The sequence below is a fragment of the Rhizomicrobium sp. genome, from assembly GCF_056722145.1.
This window is the reverse complement of record NZ_JBWZET010000066.1, coordinates 1-16,015: the sequence shown is the minus strand read 5'-3', so window position 1 is coordinate 16,015 and position 16,015 is coordinate 1. Positions and strand designations below refer to the sequence as shown.

Here is a 16,015-nt window from a genome sequence, read left to right as displayed (position 1 = left end):
GGCTATACTGGCGAAGACGGATTCGAGATTTCGATTGCCGCCAAGGACGCCGAGACGGTCGCCCGTGCGCTGCTCGCCGACCCCGACGTGCTGCCGATCGGCCTTGGCGCGCGCGACAGCCTGCGCCTCGAAGCCGGTCTTTGCCTTTATGGCCACGACATCGACGAGACCACCGATCCGGCCGAAGCCGATCTCATTTGGGCCATCGGCAAGCGCCGCAAGACCGAGCTGGGCTTCCTCGCGGCCGAAAAGATCATGGGCCGCGTCTTGAACGGCACGGCGAAGAAGCGCGTCGGCATCCGCCCCGATGGTCGCGCCCCGGCCCGCGACGGTACCGAAATTGCCGACAAGACCGGCCGCATCATCGGTCACATCACCAGCGGCGGCTTCGGGCCGTCGCTCAATGCGCCCATCGCCATGGGCTATGTCGAAACCGCCTTCGCCGCCGACGGCACCGAGATTGATCTGATCGTCCGCGGCAAACCCCTTCCGGCGCGCATCGCCCCGATGCCGTTCGTCCCCCACCGCTACAAACGAGGAGCAGCCAAATGAGTGAAACCCGCTACACGGATCAGCACGAGTGGATCCGCGTCGACGGCGACGAGGGCACGGTCGGCATCACCAGCCACGCCACCGAACAGCTCGGCGACGTCGTGTTCGTCGACACGCCGGCCGAGGGCAAAGTGTTGAAGAAGGGCGACGAGGCGGCCGTGGTGGAAAGCGTCAAGGCGGCGAGCGAAGTCTACGCCCCCGTCGGCGGCACCGTCACCGCGGTCAACGAAGCGCTCGAAGGCGAGCCGGCCAAGGTCAATGCCGACCCGGAAGGCGAAGGCTGGTTCTTCAAGTTCAAGATCGCCGACAAGGCCGAACTCGAAACCCTGATGACCGCCGAAAAGTACGAAGCGTTCGTCAAGGGCTAGTGTCATGGCCCGCAACTGCGGGCCATCCCGTTGAGCCTGGGAAGACCAGGAAATTGATGCACTACGAAAACCGACGTCCGATCCGTCAATACAATCTGGGTGGCCCGCGTTCGGCGGGCCATGACAATTGGTGAGAAGATGCGTTACCTGCCTTTAACCGCAGACGATCGTGCCGCGATGCTGAAGACCATCGGCGCCGCGGATGTCGATGCCCTGTTCGCCGACGTGCCCGCCGACAAGCAGGCGCCGCTCGCCGCGTTCGATCTTCCGGCGCCCAAGGGCGAGATCGAGGTGGAACGCATTCTCTCGCGTTTCGCCGGCCGCAATGTCGCAGCGGGTGACGGGCCGTTCTTCTGCGGCGCCGGCGCCTATAAGCATCATGTGCCGGCGAGCGTGGATCACCTGATCCAGCGCTCGGAATTCCTCACGTCGTATACGCCGTACCAGCCGGAAATCTCGCAAGGCACGCTGCAGGCGCTGTTCGAATTCCAGACCCAGGTCGCGGCGCTGACCGGGATGGAGGTGGCCAACGCCTCGCTCTACGACGGCTCCACCGCCACCGCCGAAGCGGTGCTGATGGCGATGCGCGTCACCAAGCGCGGCAAGGCGATCCTGTCGGGCGCGCTGCATCCCCATTATGCCGAAACCGTCGAAACCGTCGCGAATTTGCACGGCCAGATTCTGCGCACGCCCGCGATCCCGGGCAAGGCGGAAGACCTCACCGGCCTGATCGACAGCGACACCGCCTGCGTCGTGGTGCAGAGCCCCGACGTGTTCGGCCTGTTGCGCGATTTGAAGCCGATCGCCGATGCCGCCCATGCCAAGGGCGCGCTGTTGATTGCGGTCGTTACCGAAGTCGTGTCGCTCGGCCTCATCGCCTCGCCGGGCGAGCAGGGTGCCGACATCGTGGTGGCGGAGGGCCAGTCGCTCGGCAACGGTCTCAATTACGGCGGCCCCTATGTCGGCCTGTTTGCGGTGCGCGAAAAGTTCATTCGCCAGATGCCGGGGCGCCTCGCCGGGCAAACCGTCGATGCCGACGGCCGCCGCGGTTTCGTGCTGACGCTTTCCACCCGCGAGCAGCACATCCGCCGCGACAAGGCGACCAGCAACATCTGCACCAATTCCGGCCTGTGCGCGCTGGCGTTTTCCATTCACCTGTCGCTGCTCGGCGAAGAAGGATTTGCCAAGCTCGCCGCCATCAACCACGCCAAGGCGGTGGCGCTGGCCGACCGGCTGGCGAAGGTGCCGGGCGTCAAGCTGATCACGCCGGCCTTCTTCAACGAGTTCACGCTCGCCCTGAAGCGCAACGCCGCGGGCGTGGTGGAACAGCTCGCCGAAAAGGGCATTCTCGCCGGGGTGCCGGCCTCGCGCCTCGGCTATGACGACAATCTTCTGGTCGTCGCCGCCACCGAAACCAACACCGACGAAGACATCGCCGCGTTCGCCGCCGCTTTGGAGGATATTCTCTGATGGCTCTCAATTCGCAAGGCCGACCGTCGCAGCCCGGCGCCTCCGACACCAACGTGTTGCCGACCCTTTCCGGCGATCGCGGTCTTGATCACGAAGAACCGTTGATCTTCGAAATCGGCCGCAGCGGCAAATGCGGCGTCGATCTGCCCGACGTGACCATCGACGACGCCCGCCTCGGCGGCCTCAAGCGCAAAGGCGCGATCGGTCTTCCCGGCCTCAGTGAGCCCGAAGTGGTGCGCCATTACGTGCGCCTGTCGCGCAACAACTACGCCATCGACGCCGGGCTGTATCCGCTCGGCTCCTGCACCATGAAGCACAATCCGCGCCTCAACGAGAAGATGGCGCGGCTGCCGGGCTTCGCCGATCTGCATCCGTTGGCGCCGATGTCGGCGTCGCAAGGCGCGCTCGCGTTGATGAGCGAACTCGCCCGCTGGCTGACGACGTTGACCGGCATGCCGGCCGTCGCCCTGACGCCCAAGGCCGGGGCCCACGGCGAACTCTGCGGCATCCTTGCGATCCGCGCTGCGGTGGAAGCGAAAGGCGAGAAGCGCACGCGCGTTTTGATCCCGGAATCGGCGCACGGCACCAATCCGGCCACCGCCGCCTTCGCCGGCTTCACCGTCGATGAAGTCAAGGCCACGCCCGATGGCCGCGTCGACATCGAGCATCTGAAGTCGAAGCTCGGTCCCGACGTCGCCGCCTTCATGCTGACCAATCCCAACACCTGCGGCCTGTTCGAGCGCGACATGGTCGAGATTGCGCGGCTGATCCACGAGGTCGGCGCCTATTTCTATTGCGACGGCGCCAATTTCAATGCCATCGCCGGCCGCGTGAAGCCGGGCGATCTCGGCGTCGATGCCATGCACATCAACCTGCACAAGACCTTTTCGACGCCGCATGGCGGTGGCGGTCCGGGCGCGGGGCCGGTGGTGCTGTCGGAGCGTCTGCGCCCATTCGCGCCGCTGCCGCTGATGGTGCTGGAACAGGGTGGCATCCGCCTCATTGAAGATGATCGCGCGTTGCCGGAAGGGGCCAAGCCGTTCGGCCGCATGAGTGCCTTCCACGGCCAGATGGGCATGTTCGTACGCGCGCTCGCCTACATGCTGAGCCATGGCGCGGCGGGCATCCGCCAGGCGTCGGAAGATGCGGTGCTGTCGGCAAATTACGTGCTCGCTTCGCTGAAAGACGTGATGAGTGCGCCGTTCGAAGGCCCGTGCATGCACGAAGCCCTGTTCGACGACACCTGGCTGCACGATACCTCTGTCACCACGCTCGATTTCGCCAAGGCGATGATCGACGAGGGCTATCATCCGATGACGATGTATTTCCCGCTGGTGGTGCATGGCGCCATGCTGATCGAGCCGACGGAATCGGAATCGAAGGAGAGCCTCGACCGCTTTGTCGCCGTGCTGCGCGGCATGGCCGAAGAGGTCAAGGCGGGCAAAACGGAACGCTTTGCCGGCGCCCCGCGTCTTGCCCCCCGCCGCCGCCTCGACGAAACCGCCGCCTCGCGCAAGCCGGTGCTGAAATGGAAAGCCCCGGACCTCAAGCAGGCGGCGGAGTAGGTCAGAACCCTTCGGTGTAGTCGATGATCTGCTGCACGCCTGTTTGCGGGGCGTGGCCGGCGGTATGGGCGAGGTCGGCGGAGCGTTTGGCGTAGCGGCGCGCCTCGACCTTTTCGTTGTTGTTGTAGAGCACGGTGGCGACGATGGCGCTGGCGCGTTCGTCGGCGGCGATGTCGTCGGCGCGGGTGTGGGCGATGTCGACGATGTGGGCGTTGTCGTTCTGCTCGCTCGCCAGCGTCAGGGCGACGTTCAGCAGCGCCTTCAGGTCCGGCGCGGGAATGGCGGGCGACATCACGCAATTGTAGGCGGCGAGGCTGGCCCCGACGCGGTTGCCGGTATTGAAATAGGCGACCAGCAGGAAGCGTTGCAGCAGATACCATTCCAAGTCGGAATAATCGGCCGACCGCGCTTCCTCGCCGATCGTGGTGGCGGTGCGCCAGTCCTTGGCGTCGATGGCGGCCTTCATCGCCTTGAGTGGCGGTGTCGCCTGCGGCCCAATCCGCATCGCCGGATCGGCGTAGGCGGCCGCGCACACGAGCGTTAGAACGGCCAGCATTTTGCGGATCATGGCATTCCCCCCGGCGATGCGTGCGAAGCTTGCGCTACGGCCATGCGCAAGGCAATGGGGCAAAAAAATCGGCCCCGGTGGTGTCCAGTCACCGGGGCCGTTCCTAGGCGGAGGCAAATACCGGTGACTCATGCCGGCGTCGTAAATTTCAGTCGCAAGGCTTGATGCTGAGCCCGGCGGGAAGGCGCGTGCGCTGGTCGCCGCAAACGCCGTCGAGCTGTGCCTGGGTCAGGCCCTTGGCCATCGCGAAATCGGTGCCGCGCGCCTGGGTCGCGGAGAACTTCGCGCCCGTCAGGTCGGCTTCGGCTAAGCGGGAGTCGGACAGGTTGGCGCCCGACAGATCGGCGTCGCGGAAATCGGCGCCGCGGAAATCGGCTTTGCTCATGCAGGCGAGCACCAGCGTGGCGCGGGCGAAATCGGCGCCGCGAAGATCGCCGCCCTTGACGCATTGATTGGTCAGGTCGGCGCCGGCGAAACTGCAATGCGGGCACACCAGCCCCGGCTTGGCGACCGGCGCGGCCGCGGCGGAGGCAGCAAGCAAAACGGTGATCGCGAGGGCTTTCATCTTTGTTCCGGCATGACACACACCTGTCCGTCATTGCAGGGGCCATGCCGGTCCGGAAATTGTCACACCGGTTTACACCCGCCGCCGCGGTGCAACAAAAGTTCCATTGGATCCAAGGCGTTAGAGATTGGCATCCGGCTTGCTAACCACCCCTGAGGAGTCATCTTCGGGAGCGTGGAATGGGCTGGAACAGGATTTTGTGGGCAGGCGTGCTGGCAGCGGGGCTGACCGGAGCGGCGGTGGCGTCGCCGACCTGCTCGACGACAACCGACCTCGGCGGCAGCGGCATGGTGGCGAAGTCGTCGCTCACGGCGGGGGCATGTTTCCGCGTCGACAACGTGATCTACGGCGATTTCAACATCGCCGCGCTGCCTGCGACCACCGTTTTGTTTTTCAACACCAACACGATCGGCGGCCTGGACCATGTCCAGCTCAGCTTCGGCTCGACCTGGCACAATGGCACGACCTATTCCTGGAGCTACGATCTGGCCGTCGCCGGCGGTGCGCCGTTTGGTACCGTGCTCACCGCGCTCGATGCCGATTTCGATCAGACGGCTGGCGGTGCATCGATCCTCGACAAGGTCACCGATCCGGCGGGCGATGCCCTGATCCATATGGTCAAGAATGGCGCCACGCTGCAATCGAGCAGCATCACTTCGGAAGGCTTCGGCGACGGGCTGACCTCATTCATGATCAGCGAACGCCTGCAGGATCACGGCACCATCGCCAACGTCACCAATACGGTGTCGGTGTTCACACCGCCGCAGAATCCGCCGGTGCCGGAGCCGGCGACGCTGGCGCTGCTCGGCGCCGGGTTGATCGGCCTGCGCCTGCGCCGCCGCCGCCGCGCCTGAATTTTCGTGCCCAAACTTGAGGCCCGGCATCGCAAGGTGCCGGGCTTTTGTTTTCTCTGTACGCAGGGCAAACCAATTGCTAGGTGCGTGATCGCGTAATTGACAACGCCGCCGGTCCGCTGCCGCAACATCGCTGAAAACGGGCCTTTTGCGCGTGGCACGCCGTTTGCTGGTTTGTAGGCCGAGTGCAACCGGCCGGAGACTTCGACATGCGCGTATTCCTCAACATGATGGCGGGCCTGGCGGCAACCGCTGCAGCAATGACGGCGGCGTCGGCGGCGCCGGCCTGCACCTCCACCATCAACCTTGGCGCCGACGGCTCGGGCGTCGTGGCCGCTTCGAGCATCAGCACGGGAACCTGCATCGCGACGCAGGACAAGGTGTGGGGCACGTTCAATCTCGGCAATCTGCCGAGCAATACCGTCCTCATCTTCAACCTGAATTCGATCGGCTCGATCGATCATCATCAGGTCGCCTTCGACGGTTCCTACCTCGCGGGCACGACCTACAACTGGTCGTATGAGGTGGCGGTGAATTCCTCGGCATTGCCGGGCACGGTGATCACCTCGATCGATACCGACTTCACCCAGACCGTCGGCGGTCCGTCGACGCTGACCAAGGGTCTCAATCCCGCGGGCGATGCGACGATTTCGGAAACCAAGGTCGGCGCTGTGGTGCAGCCGGGCAGCGTCACCTCGGCGAGCTTCGGCGCGGGCATCACCGATCTGACGGTGACCGAGCAGTTGATCGACGCCGGCACGATCTCGTCGGTGACCAATACCGTCACCCAGTTCGTCCCCGGCCGCAACATTCCCGAACCGGCGACGCTGCTCCTGCTCGGAGCGGGTCTTGCGAGCGCGGGCGCGCTCAGGCGGCGGAAGAAGTAGGCGAAACGCCTTTACGCAAGAAGCCGCGGACGCCCTCCGCGGCTTCTTGATTCTTTCCTCCCCCGCGGATCTCAATCCGAAACGCCGTATGCTGATGAAATAGCGGGGGAGGTGGCGCGCAGCGCCGGAGGGGGGGATGCTTCAGCGCTGGATCGGTCCCCCCTCCGCATCGCTGTCGCTCAGCACCTCCCCCGCTATCCAACCGACGTGCTGGCTCGCTGGGCTCGGCCCCGCGGGGGAGGAAAGATCAAACAAAAAAGGCCGGAGGATCGCTCCGGCCCTTTCTTTTTTGGAACAAGGATCACTCCTCGTCCACCACTTCGTTGCAATACCGGCAGGTGCCGGTGGCGATGAAGACCTCGTTGTCGCTTGTTTCGATGATCGCCTCGCAGAGGATGCAGTGCTGGTCGTCCTCGTGTTGCGGCTTGGTCCCCCGAGTGTCCGGTTTCGCCATGGCTTCCTTTCTCAGCTGCAGCCGCTGGTCGAGCCACAGGTGTTGCACTTCATGCAGGTGCCGTTACGCACCAGGGTGAAATTCCCGCAGCTGCCGCAGGCATCGCCTTCATAGCCTTTGATCTTGGCTTCGGCGCGGCGGGCGGCGACGTCGTGCTTGGGCTTGTTGAGCCGCGATTCCAGTTCCGCCACCGTGTAGCCGACCGGATTGCCGGTCTCGTTCGCCGCTTCGGCGATCGAGGCTTCGATCGAGGTCGCGATCTCGCGGAGGTCGACGGTGTCTTCCTCGACGAAATGCTCGTGATCATGGTCGTGATCGTGCTCTTCGATCGCCACCATTTTGGCCGCCGTAGCAGCTCCGCCGCGGACCACGCCGATGCGATGGACGTTGCCGCGGACGTAGCCGATCGAAGTGGTGCGGCTGACGGTCTGGGTCTTCTGGCCTTCCGAAACGCCGCCGCCGAGGTCCTCGTCGTGATGCGGCGGGACGTGGGCGAGGTCGTTGCGGCCGAGATAGCTGACCGCCAGTTCGCGGAAGATGTAATCCAGCACGCTGGTCGCGTTCTTTATCGAGTCGTTGCCGATGACGATGCCGGCCGGCTCGAAGCGCGTGAAGGTGAAGGCGTCGACGAACTCGTCCAGCGGCACGCCGTACTGCAGCGCGATCGAACTCGCGATGGCGAAATTATTCCTCAGGCTGCGGAAGGCGGCGCCTTCCTTGTGCATGTCGATGAAGATTTCGCCGGGGCGGCCGTCTTCGTATTCGCCGGTGCGCAGGTACACCTTGTGGCCGCCGACGACGGCTTTCTGGGTATAGCCCTTGCGGCGGGCTGGCAGGGTCTCGCGTTCGCGGTCGCGGACGATGCGTTCCACCACTTTTTCGACGATGCGCTCGGCGACCACGGTGGTGCGCTGGGCGACCGGGGCGGCGGCGAGTTCTTCGACGTCTTCCTCGTCGTCGTCGAAATCGAACACTGCCGAGGCCAGCGGCTGGCTGAGCTTGGAGCCGTCGCGATAGAGCGCGTTGGCCTTGAGCCCGAGCTTCCACGAGGTGATGTAGGCGTCGCCGCACTCGCGCACCGAGGCGGTGTTCTGCATGTTGATGGTCTTGGAAATCGCGCCCGAGATGAACGGCTGCACCGCCGCCATCATTTTGATGTGGGCTTCCACCGACAGCGACCGCTTGCCGATGCGCCCGCACGGATTGGCGCAATCGAACACCGCGAGGTGCTCGACTTTCAGGTGCGGGGCGCCTTCCAGGGTCATGGCGCCGCAAACGAACAGATTGGCGGCTTCGACGTCGGCCTTGGCGAAGCCGAGATGCTTCATCATGTCGAAGTCGGGCGACAGCAGGTCGGCGGCGGCGATCTTCAGCGTCTCGGTGCAGAAGGTCTCGCCCAGCGTCCACTTGTTGAACACGAAGCGGATGTCGAACGCGGATTCGAGCGCCGCATCGATCTTGGCCAGTTCCGCCTCGCTGAACCCCTTGGCCTTCAGCGCGTCGATGTTGAGCGCGCCGGAGAAGCCTTCCAGGGTGCCGTGGCCGACCGCGTAAGCGACGATATCGTCGATATCCTTCTCGCCGTAGCCCAGCGTTTCGAGCGCTTCGGGAACGCAGCGGTTGATGATCTTGAAATAGCCGCCGCCGGCGAGTTTCTTGAACTTCACCAGCGCGAAGTCGGGCTCGACGCCGGTGGTGTCGCAATCCATGACGAGGCCGATGGTGCCGGTCGGGGCCAGGACGGTCGCCTGGGCGTTGCGATAGCCGAACTCTTCGCCGACGACGAGGGCATCGTCCCACGCCTGCTTGGCGGCGCGGGCGAGATCGTGCTGCTGCACGGCGCCGAGGTCGAGCGGCACCGGGTGGATCGACAGACCCTCATAGCCGGTGGTTTCGCCATAAGCGGCGCGGCGATGGTTGCGGATGACGCGCAGCATGGCGTCGGAATTGACGCGGTATTCCGGGAACGGACCGAGCTCGCTCGCCATGTCGGCGCTGGTGGCATAGGAAACGCCGGTCATCAGCGCCGAAATGGCGCCGGCAATGGCGCGGCCTTCGCGGCTGTCATAGGGAATGCCGGCGCTCATCAGATAGCCGCCGATGTTGGCGAAGCCGAGGCCGAGGGTGCGGTAGTCGTAGGAGCGCTGGGCGATTTCCTTGGACGGGAACTGCGCCATCATCACCGAGATTTCGAGCACGACGGTCCACAGCTTGACCGCATGCTGGAACGCCTGGACGTCGAACTGTTTTTTATGGCCTCCCGCTTCGCTGCTTGAGGCCGGCTTGCCGTCGATCTCCTTGCGGAAAGTCATCAGGTTCAGCGACGCCAGATTGCAGGCCGTGTCGTCGAGGAACATGTATTCCGAGCACGGATTGGAGGCGCGGATTTCGCCGCCGGCCGGGCAGGTGTGCCAGTCGTTGATGGTGGTGTGGAACTGGATGCCGGGATCGGCGCAGGCCCACGCCGCGTAGCTGATCTTGTCCCACAGCTCGCGCGCCTTGACCGTCTTGACCACGGTGCCGTCGCGGCGGGCGGTGAGGTACCAGTCTTCGTCGTTCTGCACCGCGTGCAGGAACTCGTCGGTGACGCGCACCGAGTTGTTGGAGTTCTGGCCCGAGACCGAGAGATAGGCTTCCGAATCCCAGTCGGTGTCATAGGTCTTGAACTCGATCTCCTTGAAGCCCTGCTTGGCGAAGGAGATGACGCGCTCGATGAGATTGTCCGGGATCATATCCTTGCGCGCGGCCTTGACCTCGCGGCGCAGCGCCGGATTCTTCTTGGGATCGAAGCAGTCGTCGCCCGAGCCCTGGCACATCACGCAGGCCTTCATCACGGCCTTGAGGTGCTTTTCGGCCAGCTTGGAGCCGGCCACCATGGCGGCGACCTTCTGCTCTTCGACCACCTTCCATTCGATGAAATCCTCGATATCGGGGTGATCGACATCGACGATGACCATTTTGGCGGCGCGGCGGGTGGTGCCACCGGACTTTATCGCGCCGGCGGCGCGGTCGCCGATCTTGAGGAAGCTCATCAGGCCGCTGGACTTGCCGCCGCCCGACAGCCGCTCGTTCTCGCCGCGCAGGGCCGAGAAGTTGGTGCCGGTGCCCGAGCCGTATTTGAACAGGCGGGCCTCGCGGGTCCACAGGTCCATGATGCCGCCGTCGTTGACGAGGTCGTCCTGGACCGACTGGATGAAGCAGGCGTGCGGTTGCGGATGCTCATAGGCCGTGCGCGAACGTTCCACCCGGCCGGTATTGGGGTTGACGAAATAATGGCCCTGGCTGGGGCCGTCGATGCCATAGGCCCAGTGCAGGCCGGTGTTGAACCACTGCGGCGAGTTCGGCGCCGCGACCTGACGGGCCAGCATGGCGCAGAGTTCGTCGTGGAAGGCATGGGCGTCGGCTTCGCCGTCGAAATAGCCGCCTTTCCAGCCCCAATAGGTCCAGGTGCCGGCCATGCGGTCGAAGACTTCCTTGCACGAATTCTCGCCCCGGGTCTCGGCGGAATCGGCGGTCTTCTTCCACAGCCATTCGGGCATGCCTTCTTCCGGCACGGCCTTCACCGCCAGCGGGACGCCGGCCTTGCGGAAGTACTTCTGGGCGAGGACATCGCACGCCACCTGGCTCCAGGCCTCAGGGACCTCGATGTCGGTCTGGCGGAAGACGATCGAGCCGTCGGGATTGCGGATCTCGGACGTGCCGCGGCGGAACGAAATGCCGTCGTAGGGGGACTTGCCCTCTTCCGTGTAGTGACGCCGAATACGCATGATCCTCAAGCCCCAAGCAAAAAAGCCGTTTTCCAACTACCGCGCCCGGGCACCATTCAGGGGACAGTTCACCCTCCGCGGGGCATCAGCTGTTATGCTGCTGGCCCCGGCGGCGATTAGTGGTTCAATCCGCCAGATTTGGTGTCGCGAGCCGCGACAGGGGCGAAGTATTGGACATCTCCACCGCTGCAGGCAAGGAAGAAGTGGTAAACGGAGCTGCGACCACAAGATATTGTGGGTTAAGCGGTCGTAAAAAACCCGCGAGTCAAGCGGGGACGCGGAATGTCGCAGAAATTTTTTTCTCGCCGATGACGCACAGGGCAGCGCCCGCCCTTTGGACACCCTGTGGATTGTCGCGCGGCCGTTACTCTACCGTCGTGAAAGTTTGCAGCGGATTTGCCCGGGACTCTTGGACCGCAGCCGCAAGAGCCCATATATTCCGACCGAATCTGTGGCTGAAAGGCCCCGCATGAGCTCGGTCTGGAAATACATCAAGATGCTGTTCTCCTGGTGGAACTACGCCACTTACGGAACGCTGCTCTATACCGCCCGCAAGGGCATTGCCGTGGGCACAGATTCGTTCGGCAACCGCTATTACCAGACCAAGGACGGGGGGCGCCGCTGGGTGCTTTACAACGGCACCGTGGAAGGCTCGCGGGTGCCGGCCGAATGGCATCTGTGGATGCACCACACCGTCGAGAGCCCGCCTGCGGCAGAAATGACGAAGAAGTCATGGCAGAAGGACTTTTTGCCCAATCTGAGCGGCACCGAAGGGGCGTATCATCCGCAAGGCAGCTTGGTGCGGGGAGGTGAGCGTCAAGCCTCTACCGGCGATTACGAGTCTTGGAGTCCCAATGCGTAATGATACCGTCGAAACCCTGATCGGGGCGATCGTCATCGTTGTGGCGGTCCTGTTCGTCGTCTTCACCTACCGCACCACCGGCGCGGCGAGTGTCGGCGGCTACGAGCTGACCGCCAGCATGCCTCAGGTCGACGGCATCGCGGTCGGGACCGACGTCAAGCTGGCCGGTGTCAAGATCGGTACGGTGGCGGCGCTGACCCTCGATCCCAAGACCTATCGCGTCGTGATGCACATGAAGCTGCAGCCCGACGTCAAAATTCCCGATGATTCGTCGGTGATCGTGACCTCGGCCGGGCTGCTCGGCAGCTCCTATATCGCGATCCGGCCGGGTGGCTCCGACAAGATGCTGGCCGCCGGCGACGCGATCACCAACACCCAGGGTGCCATCGACATGATGGGCCTGTTGAACAAGTTCGTGAACAGCGGTTCGGGGAGCGCTCCCACGGCAACGCCGGCGCCGGAAAAGCCATGAAGCGGATCGCCACCATCGCCGTCGGTGCGGCCGCCATCGCCCTGACCGCGGCGTTGGCGCAGACCGAGACTCCGGCGACAGCGCCGCCAGCGGCGCCTGCGATCTCGCCGGCTGCTCCCGGGGCGCCGCCGGATGCCATCCCGCTGCCGCCCGACGTGACGCCGCCGCCGGCGCCGGTGACCCCGCCCAAGGATGCGGTGCTGCAGATCAAGGCGCTCGACAAGATCACCGGCAAGGCCATCGTATTGGCGGCGCCGCTGAACAAGCCGGTGAAGTTCGCCAATCTGACGATCACCGCGCGCACCTGCTATTCGACGCCGCCAAGCGAAACCCCGGAAACCAGCGCCTTCCTGCAGATCGACGAAGACCGCGCCGACAAGACTCATGGGCGCGTGTTCTCGGGCTGGATGTATGCCTCGTCGCCGGGCCTGAACTCGCTGCAGGACCCGCTTTACGACGTCTGGGTGATCAGCTGCATCACCAACGCCCCCGGCCAGGTGCCGACGGCGGTGGCGCAGGCCCCGGTCAAGGCGGTTTCGCCCAACGCCGGTGCCAACGAAGCGATGCCGACGTTGCCGGAGGATGCCGGCCAGTAGCCTTTGACCGCGATCGCCTGGTTGAGCTTGGCGAGATAGCGCGTGCGCGGAATTTCCACCGCGCCGAGGGTCGCCAGGTGCGCGGTGAGGAACTGCGCGTCGAGCAGCCGGAAACCGCCCGCCTTCAGCCGCGCCACCAGATGGACGAGGGCGACCTTGGAGGCATCGGTGGCGCGCGAAAACATGCTCTCGCCGAAAAACGCGCCGCCGAGCGAAACACCATAAAGTCCGCCGACCAGCTCGCCGCCCAGCCGCGTCTCGACCGAATGGGCGTGGCCGGAGGCGTGGAGCGCCGTGTACAGGCGCAGGATCTCGTCGTTGATCCAGGTCTCCTCGCGACCGTCGGCAGGGGCGGCGCAGGCCAGCATCACCGCGCGGAACTCGGTATCGACGGTGATGGTAAATTTATCCGACCGCACCGTGCGCGCCAGCCGCTTGGCAACATGAAAGGTTTCGAGCGGAAAGATGCCGCGCTTGTCCGGGGAAACCCAGAACAGGTCGGGATCGTCGCGCCGCTCGGCCATCGGGAACAAGCCCTCGGCATAGGCGCGAAGCACGATCTCGGGCGTGATCTTGGGGGCGTGCATCGGTGGAGCTTAGGGCCTCCGCCCGAAAATTTCACCACTCCATTCTGCGCCGGCGCCACTCCTTTCTGCCCCCGCGGGCGATCAGGCTTTACCGCTCGCACCGAGACCGCGGGGGAAGTGGCCTTTCGATGCGCCGAGCGCATCAGAGGCCGAAGGGGGCTTTAGATTTGCGGCGTTGCGAACCAGACGCGTCCTGGCTGCCCCAACAATTCCTCAATTTCCCCGTGCATTCGGCCGGTGGCGCGATGCTATACTCCGCGTACGTTGTCCACGGTTTTCCGTCCGCAAGCGCGTCGTTCGACATCACGCGATGGAGACTTGGTATGAACACGTTCTCGTTCCGGGCGGGCCATCGCGCTTCGCTGCATTGCGGTCCCTGCGATACCGATTGCGAGCCGCCCAATCATCATGCCCACCGGCGCGGCTTCATCCTCATCGTGATCGTGTTCGCGCTGGCGCTGGTGGTGGCCCTCATCTGCGGCGTGGTGAAGGGCGTAGTGGATATGGGGGCGGCGTTTCCCAGCGTGGCGGCGCTGACCGACGCCGCATCATGGGATCGCTTCTTCGCCGGCTTCGGCCGCTTCGCCGCGATCGTGCTGGGCATGGTGGTGGTGCTGCTGCTCCTGCGCCGCCGCCGCCGCAAGCGCTAAATTGGGTTAATTGGGGTCAGAGTGGATTTTCCAGCTTCGATGCGAGCCTGCGACAGGGGGCGAGAAAATCGACTCTGACCCCAATTAACGGAGGGCCCTTTATTCCGGGGACACTATACCCGCTTTTCCGAAGCTGAGACGCGATTGCAGGGCTGGCGAGGCAGATGGAGAGAGCATTTAATTATAATGTCCCCTTATTACCCCGCTACCGCGCCGCTCACGGCAACCGCTGTGCCGCCGAAGGGGCTCGCAAGTCCGCTGACGAGTTCGCCCGCCTGACGCGGGCCTTCATCGAGCCGCTCGCCGCCGCAGGCCTCTCCGACGCGGCAATCGCCGACGCGCTCAATCAGGACGGCATCCAGACCCGGCGCGGCGCGCGATGGTACGAGACGACGGTGCGGAGGATCAGGAAGAGGCTGGCGGTGTGAGGTGGGAACGACGGTACGTCCTTCACGCTGAAGCTAGACATCAGGTAGTGGAAGGGAACGTTATTACGACCCCCGCAGCATCATCAATGAAGCGATCTTCCGCCCGATTATGCGGCGTCGCTGTGGTCGTCGATTCCCGCAATCCGGAAATTTTACGAATCTCAATCCGCAGGGGCTCCGTTATTGGATCACGCATATGCACAACTTGGCGAACTTTAGTCCACCCTGTGGTGATTTCGACTACGGCATTGCCAGCAGCCAAGGCCAAACCAACAGCTTCGTCGATTTTTGGTGAGTATGTCATCCTTATGGCCCTAACGGAATTGTTCGCACGTGTCTAAGATACTTGGCAAAGTCAGCGACGAAGTATTGACTTCCGCCCCCCGCTCCTGCGCTTGGGTTTGCATAAGCAGTGCCCCATGGGACTTTTATGTCTTCAATGACTTCGTATTCACCAACCGTTGGACGATAGCCCAAATCGATATCAGGTTTAACCTGAAGACTGTCAAACAACGCCGACCGACTCCCCTGTGCGGCCGACAGTGTACTCGCATCAGTATAGAACGCGGACTGTCCAGGCAGCCCGCCGTAGATTTTGTCGCCTGCCGAAAGGCGCGTCATCATCCAATCGTCGGCAGCATATCCGCCAGCGATCTGACTGGATTTAGCGACATTTATTGCACCTGGAACAGGCCCCGCCGTGCCCATTCCGAATACCGTAGCCGCGAGCGAGCCAAGATTGAGCACAAACCCGCTGTCATACCTGTCCTTTACGCTAGGGTAACCAAATTCGCTCCCCGGTCTAGCACTGTTCAAAAGGTCGAGCACACCCAACACAGTCGCTTGCGCGTCGGCTATCGGTGAATTCGCCCCAACGAGTTCGGCTACACCCCTCGCGTAGTTGCCATGTGCGAGATCAACAATTCCATCATCAGTAGTTTGAAGGAGCTCGTCAGATCGATAACCGATAGTCCGATCCAGTAGCGTCGGAGGATCGAACGTCGACACAAACGTCTGATTGCCCGGTGCTCCGATTGCCGTCACCGTGGAAGTTAGAGGGACACTATACTTAATTTGTGCCCATAGTGTCGAACATTACACCGGAAGGACGCGGAGCTGGGCGCTGCGCCATTAACCCAGAAATTCCAGGTGGCGAAGGAACACCAATACCGCGAGTGCGGCGCATCTGCCGTTTACCATTGCCGAACATTAAATCGTGGTCGGGGCTCGATTTTTAACTTGATGTTCGCCCAATGTTCCCACATCCTGTGCGTGCAATTCTGGATGGAGCGAGAAGACACTGGAGCGGTGAAGAAAGGTCGCGCCTCTCACGACCCGCCGAGCAACGCGAGACATAACGGACCCAGGAT

16 protein-coding genes and 1 pseudogene are annotated in these 16,015 nt (G+C 63.7%); 11 read left to right on the top strand and 6 right to left on the bottom strand.

Annotated elements, in window-relative coordinates:
• From AC1P6P_RS03820 to gcvPB, 4 genes are all read left to right on the top strand, one after another.
• The coding region (locus AC1P6P_RS03820; protein WP_481401110.1) for a glycine cleavage T C-terminal barrel domain-containing protein at positions 1–552 on the top strand (552 nt) is incomplete at its 5' end.
• Positions 549–920 (top strand): glycine cleavage system protein GcvH, encoded by a 372-nt coding sequence (gene gcvH / locus AC1P6P_RS03815; protein ID WP_481401109.1) that lies wholly within the window; start codon positions 549–551, stop codon positions 918–920. The genes AC1P6P_RS03820 and gcvH, both read left to right, overlap by 4 nt.
• A gap of 138 nt (positions 921–1,058) precedes the next feature.
• The gene (gcvPA, locus tag AC1P6P_RS03810) at positions 1,059–2,390 is read left to right on the top strand and encodes an aminomethyl-transferring glycine dehydrogenase subunit GcvPA (RefSeq protein WP_481401108.1); all 1,332 of its coding nucleotides are present in this window, start codon (positions 1,059–1,061) and stop codon (positions 2,388–2,390) included.
• Positions 2,390–3,955, top strand: coding sequence for an aminomethyl-transferring glycine dehydrogenase subunit GcvPB (gene gcvPB, locus AC1P6P_RS03805; RefSeq protein WP_481401107.1), 1,566 nt, complete (start codon positions 2,390–2,392; stop codon positions 3,953–3,955). Before gcvPA ends, gcvPB begins: the two co-directional genes overlap by 1 nt.
• 1 nt (position 3,956) lies before the next feature.
• Here gcvPB and AC1P6P_RS03800 read toward each other — a convergent pair whose 3' ends face one another.
• Complete coding sequence (locus AC1P6P_RS03800) at positions 3,957–4,523, bottom strand: hypothetical protein (RefSeq protein WP_481401106.1); 567 nt, start codon at positions 4,521–4,523, stop codon at positions 3,957–3,959.
• A gap of 148 nt (positions 4,524–4,671) precedes the next feature.
• On the bottom strand, positions 4,672–5,088 hold the full coding sequence (locus AC1P6P_RS03795) for a pentapeptide repeat-containing protein (protein WP_481401105.1): 417 nt from the start codon (positions 5,086–5,088) through the stop codon (positions 4,672–4,674).
• Between the two features lie 179 nt (positions 5,089–5,267).
• Here AC1P6P_RS03795 and AC1P6P_RS03790 point away from each other — a divergent pair, with 179 nt between their 5' ends.
• A complete protein-coding gene (locus tag AC1P6P_RS03790; protein WP_481401104.1) occupies positions 5,268–5,942 on the top strand; it encodes a PEP-CTERM sorting domain-containing protein in 675 nt (224 codons plus the stop codon).
• 209 nt (positions 5,943–6,151) lie between these two features.
• Positions 6,152–6,829, top strand: a complete 678-nt coding sequence (locus tag AC1P6P_RS03785; RefSeq protein WP_481401103.1) for a PEP-CTERM sorting domain-containing protein — start codon at positions 6,152–6,154, stop codon at positions 6,827–6,829.
• Between the two features lie 301 nt (positions 6,830–7,130).
• Here the strand turns inward: AC1P6P_RS03785 and AC1P6P_RS03780 are convergent, their stop codons facing one another.
• Both AC1P6P_RS03780 and AC1P6P_RS03775 read right to left on the bottom strand, forming a co-directional pair.
• On the bottom strand, positions 7,131–7,283 hold the full coding sequence (locus AC1P6P_RS03780) for a hypothetical protein (protein WP_481401102.1): 153 nt from the start codon (positions 7,281–7,283) through the stop codon (positions 7,131–7,133).
• Positions 7,284–7,294: 11 nt separating this feature from the next.
• Positions 7,295–11,050, bottom strand: coding sequence for a vitamin B12-dependent ribonucleotide reductase (locus tag AC1P6P_RS03775; protein ID WP_481401101.1), 3,756 nt, complete (start codon positions 11,048–11,050; stop codon positions 7,295–7,297).
• A 469-nt stretch (positions 11,051–11,519) separates the two neighbouring features.
• On the opposite strand from AC1P6P_RS03775, the gene AC1P6P_RS03770 reads away from it, so the two are divergent.
• Genes AC1P6P_RS03770 through AC1P6P_RS03760 form a run of 3 tightly spaced genes read left to right on the top strand, consistent with a single transcriptional unit; the run spans position 11,520 to position 12,980 of the window.
• Complete coding sequence (locus AC1P6P_RS03770) at positions 11,520–11,912, top strand: NADH:ubiquinone oxidoreductase subunit NDUFA12 (protein WP_481401100.1); 393 nt, start codon at positions 11,520–11,522, stop codon at positions 11,910–11,912.
• Positions 11,905–12,384 carry an outer membrane lipid asymmetry maintenance protein MlaD gene (gene mlaD, locus AC1P6P_RS03765; RefSeq protein WP_481401099.1) on the top strand — a complete coding sequence of 160 codons (480 nt, stop codon included), beginning with the start codon at positions 11,905–11,907 and terminating at the stop codon, positions 12,382–12,384. The genes AC1P6P_RS03770 and mlaD overlap by 8 nt, the downstream gene beginning before the upstream one ends.
• Positions 12,381–12,980, top strand: a complete 600-nt coding sequence (locus tag AC1P6P_RS03760) for a DUF2155 domain-containing protein (RefSeq protein WP_481401098.1) — start codon at positions 12,381–12,383, stop codon at positions 12,978–12,980. Before mlaD ends, AC1P6P_RS03760 begins: the two co-directional genes overlap by 4 nt.
• Positions 12,981–12,991: 11 nt before the next feature.
• Here AC1P6P_RS03760 and aat read toward each other — a convergent pair.
• Positions 12,992–13,567, bottom strand: a pseudogene (gene aat, locus AC1P6P_RS03755) (leucyl/phenylalanyl-tRNA--protein transferase); the annotation flags it as partial.
• 323 nt (positions 13,568–13,890) lie between these two features.
• Here aat and AC1P6P_RS03750 point away from each other — a divergent pair.
• Both AC1P6P_RS03750 and AC1P6P_RS03745 read left to right on the top strand, forming a co-directional pair.
• Entirely contained in the window at positions 13,891–14,217 is a 327-nt protein-coding gene (locus AC1P6P_RS03750) for a hypothetical protein (RefSeq protein WP_481401097.1), read from the top strand.
• A gap of 164 nt (positions 14,218–14,381) precedes the next feature.
• Entirely contained in the window at positions 14,382–14,645 is a 264-nt protein-coding gene (locus AC1P6P_RS03745) for a recombinase family protein (protein ID WP_481401096.1), read from the top strand.
• A 306-nt stretch (positions 14,646–14,951) separates the two neighbouring features.
• On the opposite strand, the gene AC1P6P_RS03740 is transcribed toward AC1P6P_RS03745, so the two are convergent.
• Positions 14,952–15,653 carry a hypothetical protein gene (locus tag AC1P6P_RS03740; protein WP_481401095.1) on the bottom strand — a complete coding sequence of 234 codons (702 nt, stop codon included), beginning with the start codon at positions 15,651–15,653 and terminating at the stop codon, positions 14,952–14,954.
• Positions 15,654–16,015 lie beyond the last annotated feature (362 nt).

Bases quoted from the DNA above. Each gene is read 5' to 3' on its own strand.
- gcvPA (WP_481401108.1), top strand. From the start codon at position 1,059: ATGCGTTACCTGCCTTTAACCGCAGACGATCGTGCCGCGATGCTGAAG.
- AC1P6P_RS03760 (WP_481401098.1), top strand. From the start codon at position 12,381: ATGAAGCGGATCGCCACCATCGCCGTCGGTGCGGCCGCCATCGCCCTG.
- AC1P6P_RS03785 (WP_481401103.1), top strand. From the start codon at position 6,152: ATGCGCGTATTCCTCAACATGATGGCGGGCCTGGCGGCAACCGCTGCA.
- AC1P6P_RS03790 (WP_481401104.1), top strand. From the start codon at position 5,268: ATGGGCTGGAACAGGATTTTGTGGGCAGGCGTGCTGGCAGCGGGGCTG.
- gcvH (WP_481401109.1), top strand. From the start codon at position 549: ATGAGTGAAACCCGCTACACGGATCAGCACGAGTGGATCCGCGTCGAC.
- mlaD (WP_481401099.1), top strand. From the start codon at position 11,905: ATGCGTAATGATACCGTCGAAACCCTGATCGGGGCGATCGTCATCGTT.
- AC1P6P_RS03745 (WP_481401096.1), top strand. From the start codon at position 14,382: ATGGAGAGAGCATTTAATTATAATGTCCCCTTATTACCCCGCTACCGC.
- gcvPB (WP_481401107.1), top strand. From the start codon at position 2,390: ATGGCTCTCAATTCGCAAGGCCGACCGTCGCAGCCCGGCGCCTCCGAC.
- AC1P6P_RS03750 (WP_481401097.1), top strand. From the start codon at position 13,891: ATGAACACGTTCTCGTTCCGGGCGGGCCATCGCGCTTCGCTGCATTGC.
- AC1P6P_RS03775 (WP_481401101.1), bottom strand. From the start codon at position 11,050: ATGCGTATTCGGCGTCACTACACGGAAGAGGGCAAGTCCCCCTACGAC.
- AC1P6P_RS03795 (WP_481401105.1), bottom strand. From the start codon at position 5,088: ATGAAAGCCCTCGCGATCACCGTTTTGCTTGCTGCCTCCGCCGCGGCC.
- AC1P6P_RS03800 (WP_481401106.1), bottom strand. From the start codon at position 4,523: ATGATCCGCAAAATGCTGGCCGTTCTAACGCTCGTGTGCGCGGCCGCC.
- AC1P6P_RS03770 (WP_481401100.1), top strand. From the start codon at position 11,520: ATGAGCTCGGTCTGGAAATACATCAAGATGCTGTTCTCCTGGTGGAAC.
- AC1P6P_RS03780 (WP_481401102.1), bottom strand. From the start codon at position 7,283: ATGGCGAAACCGGACACTCGGGGGACCAAGCCGCAACACGAGGACGAC.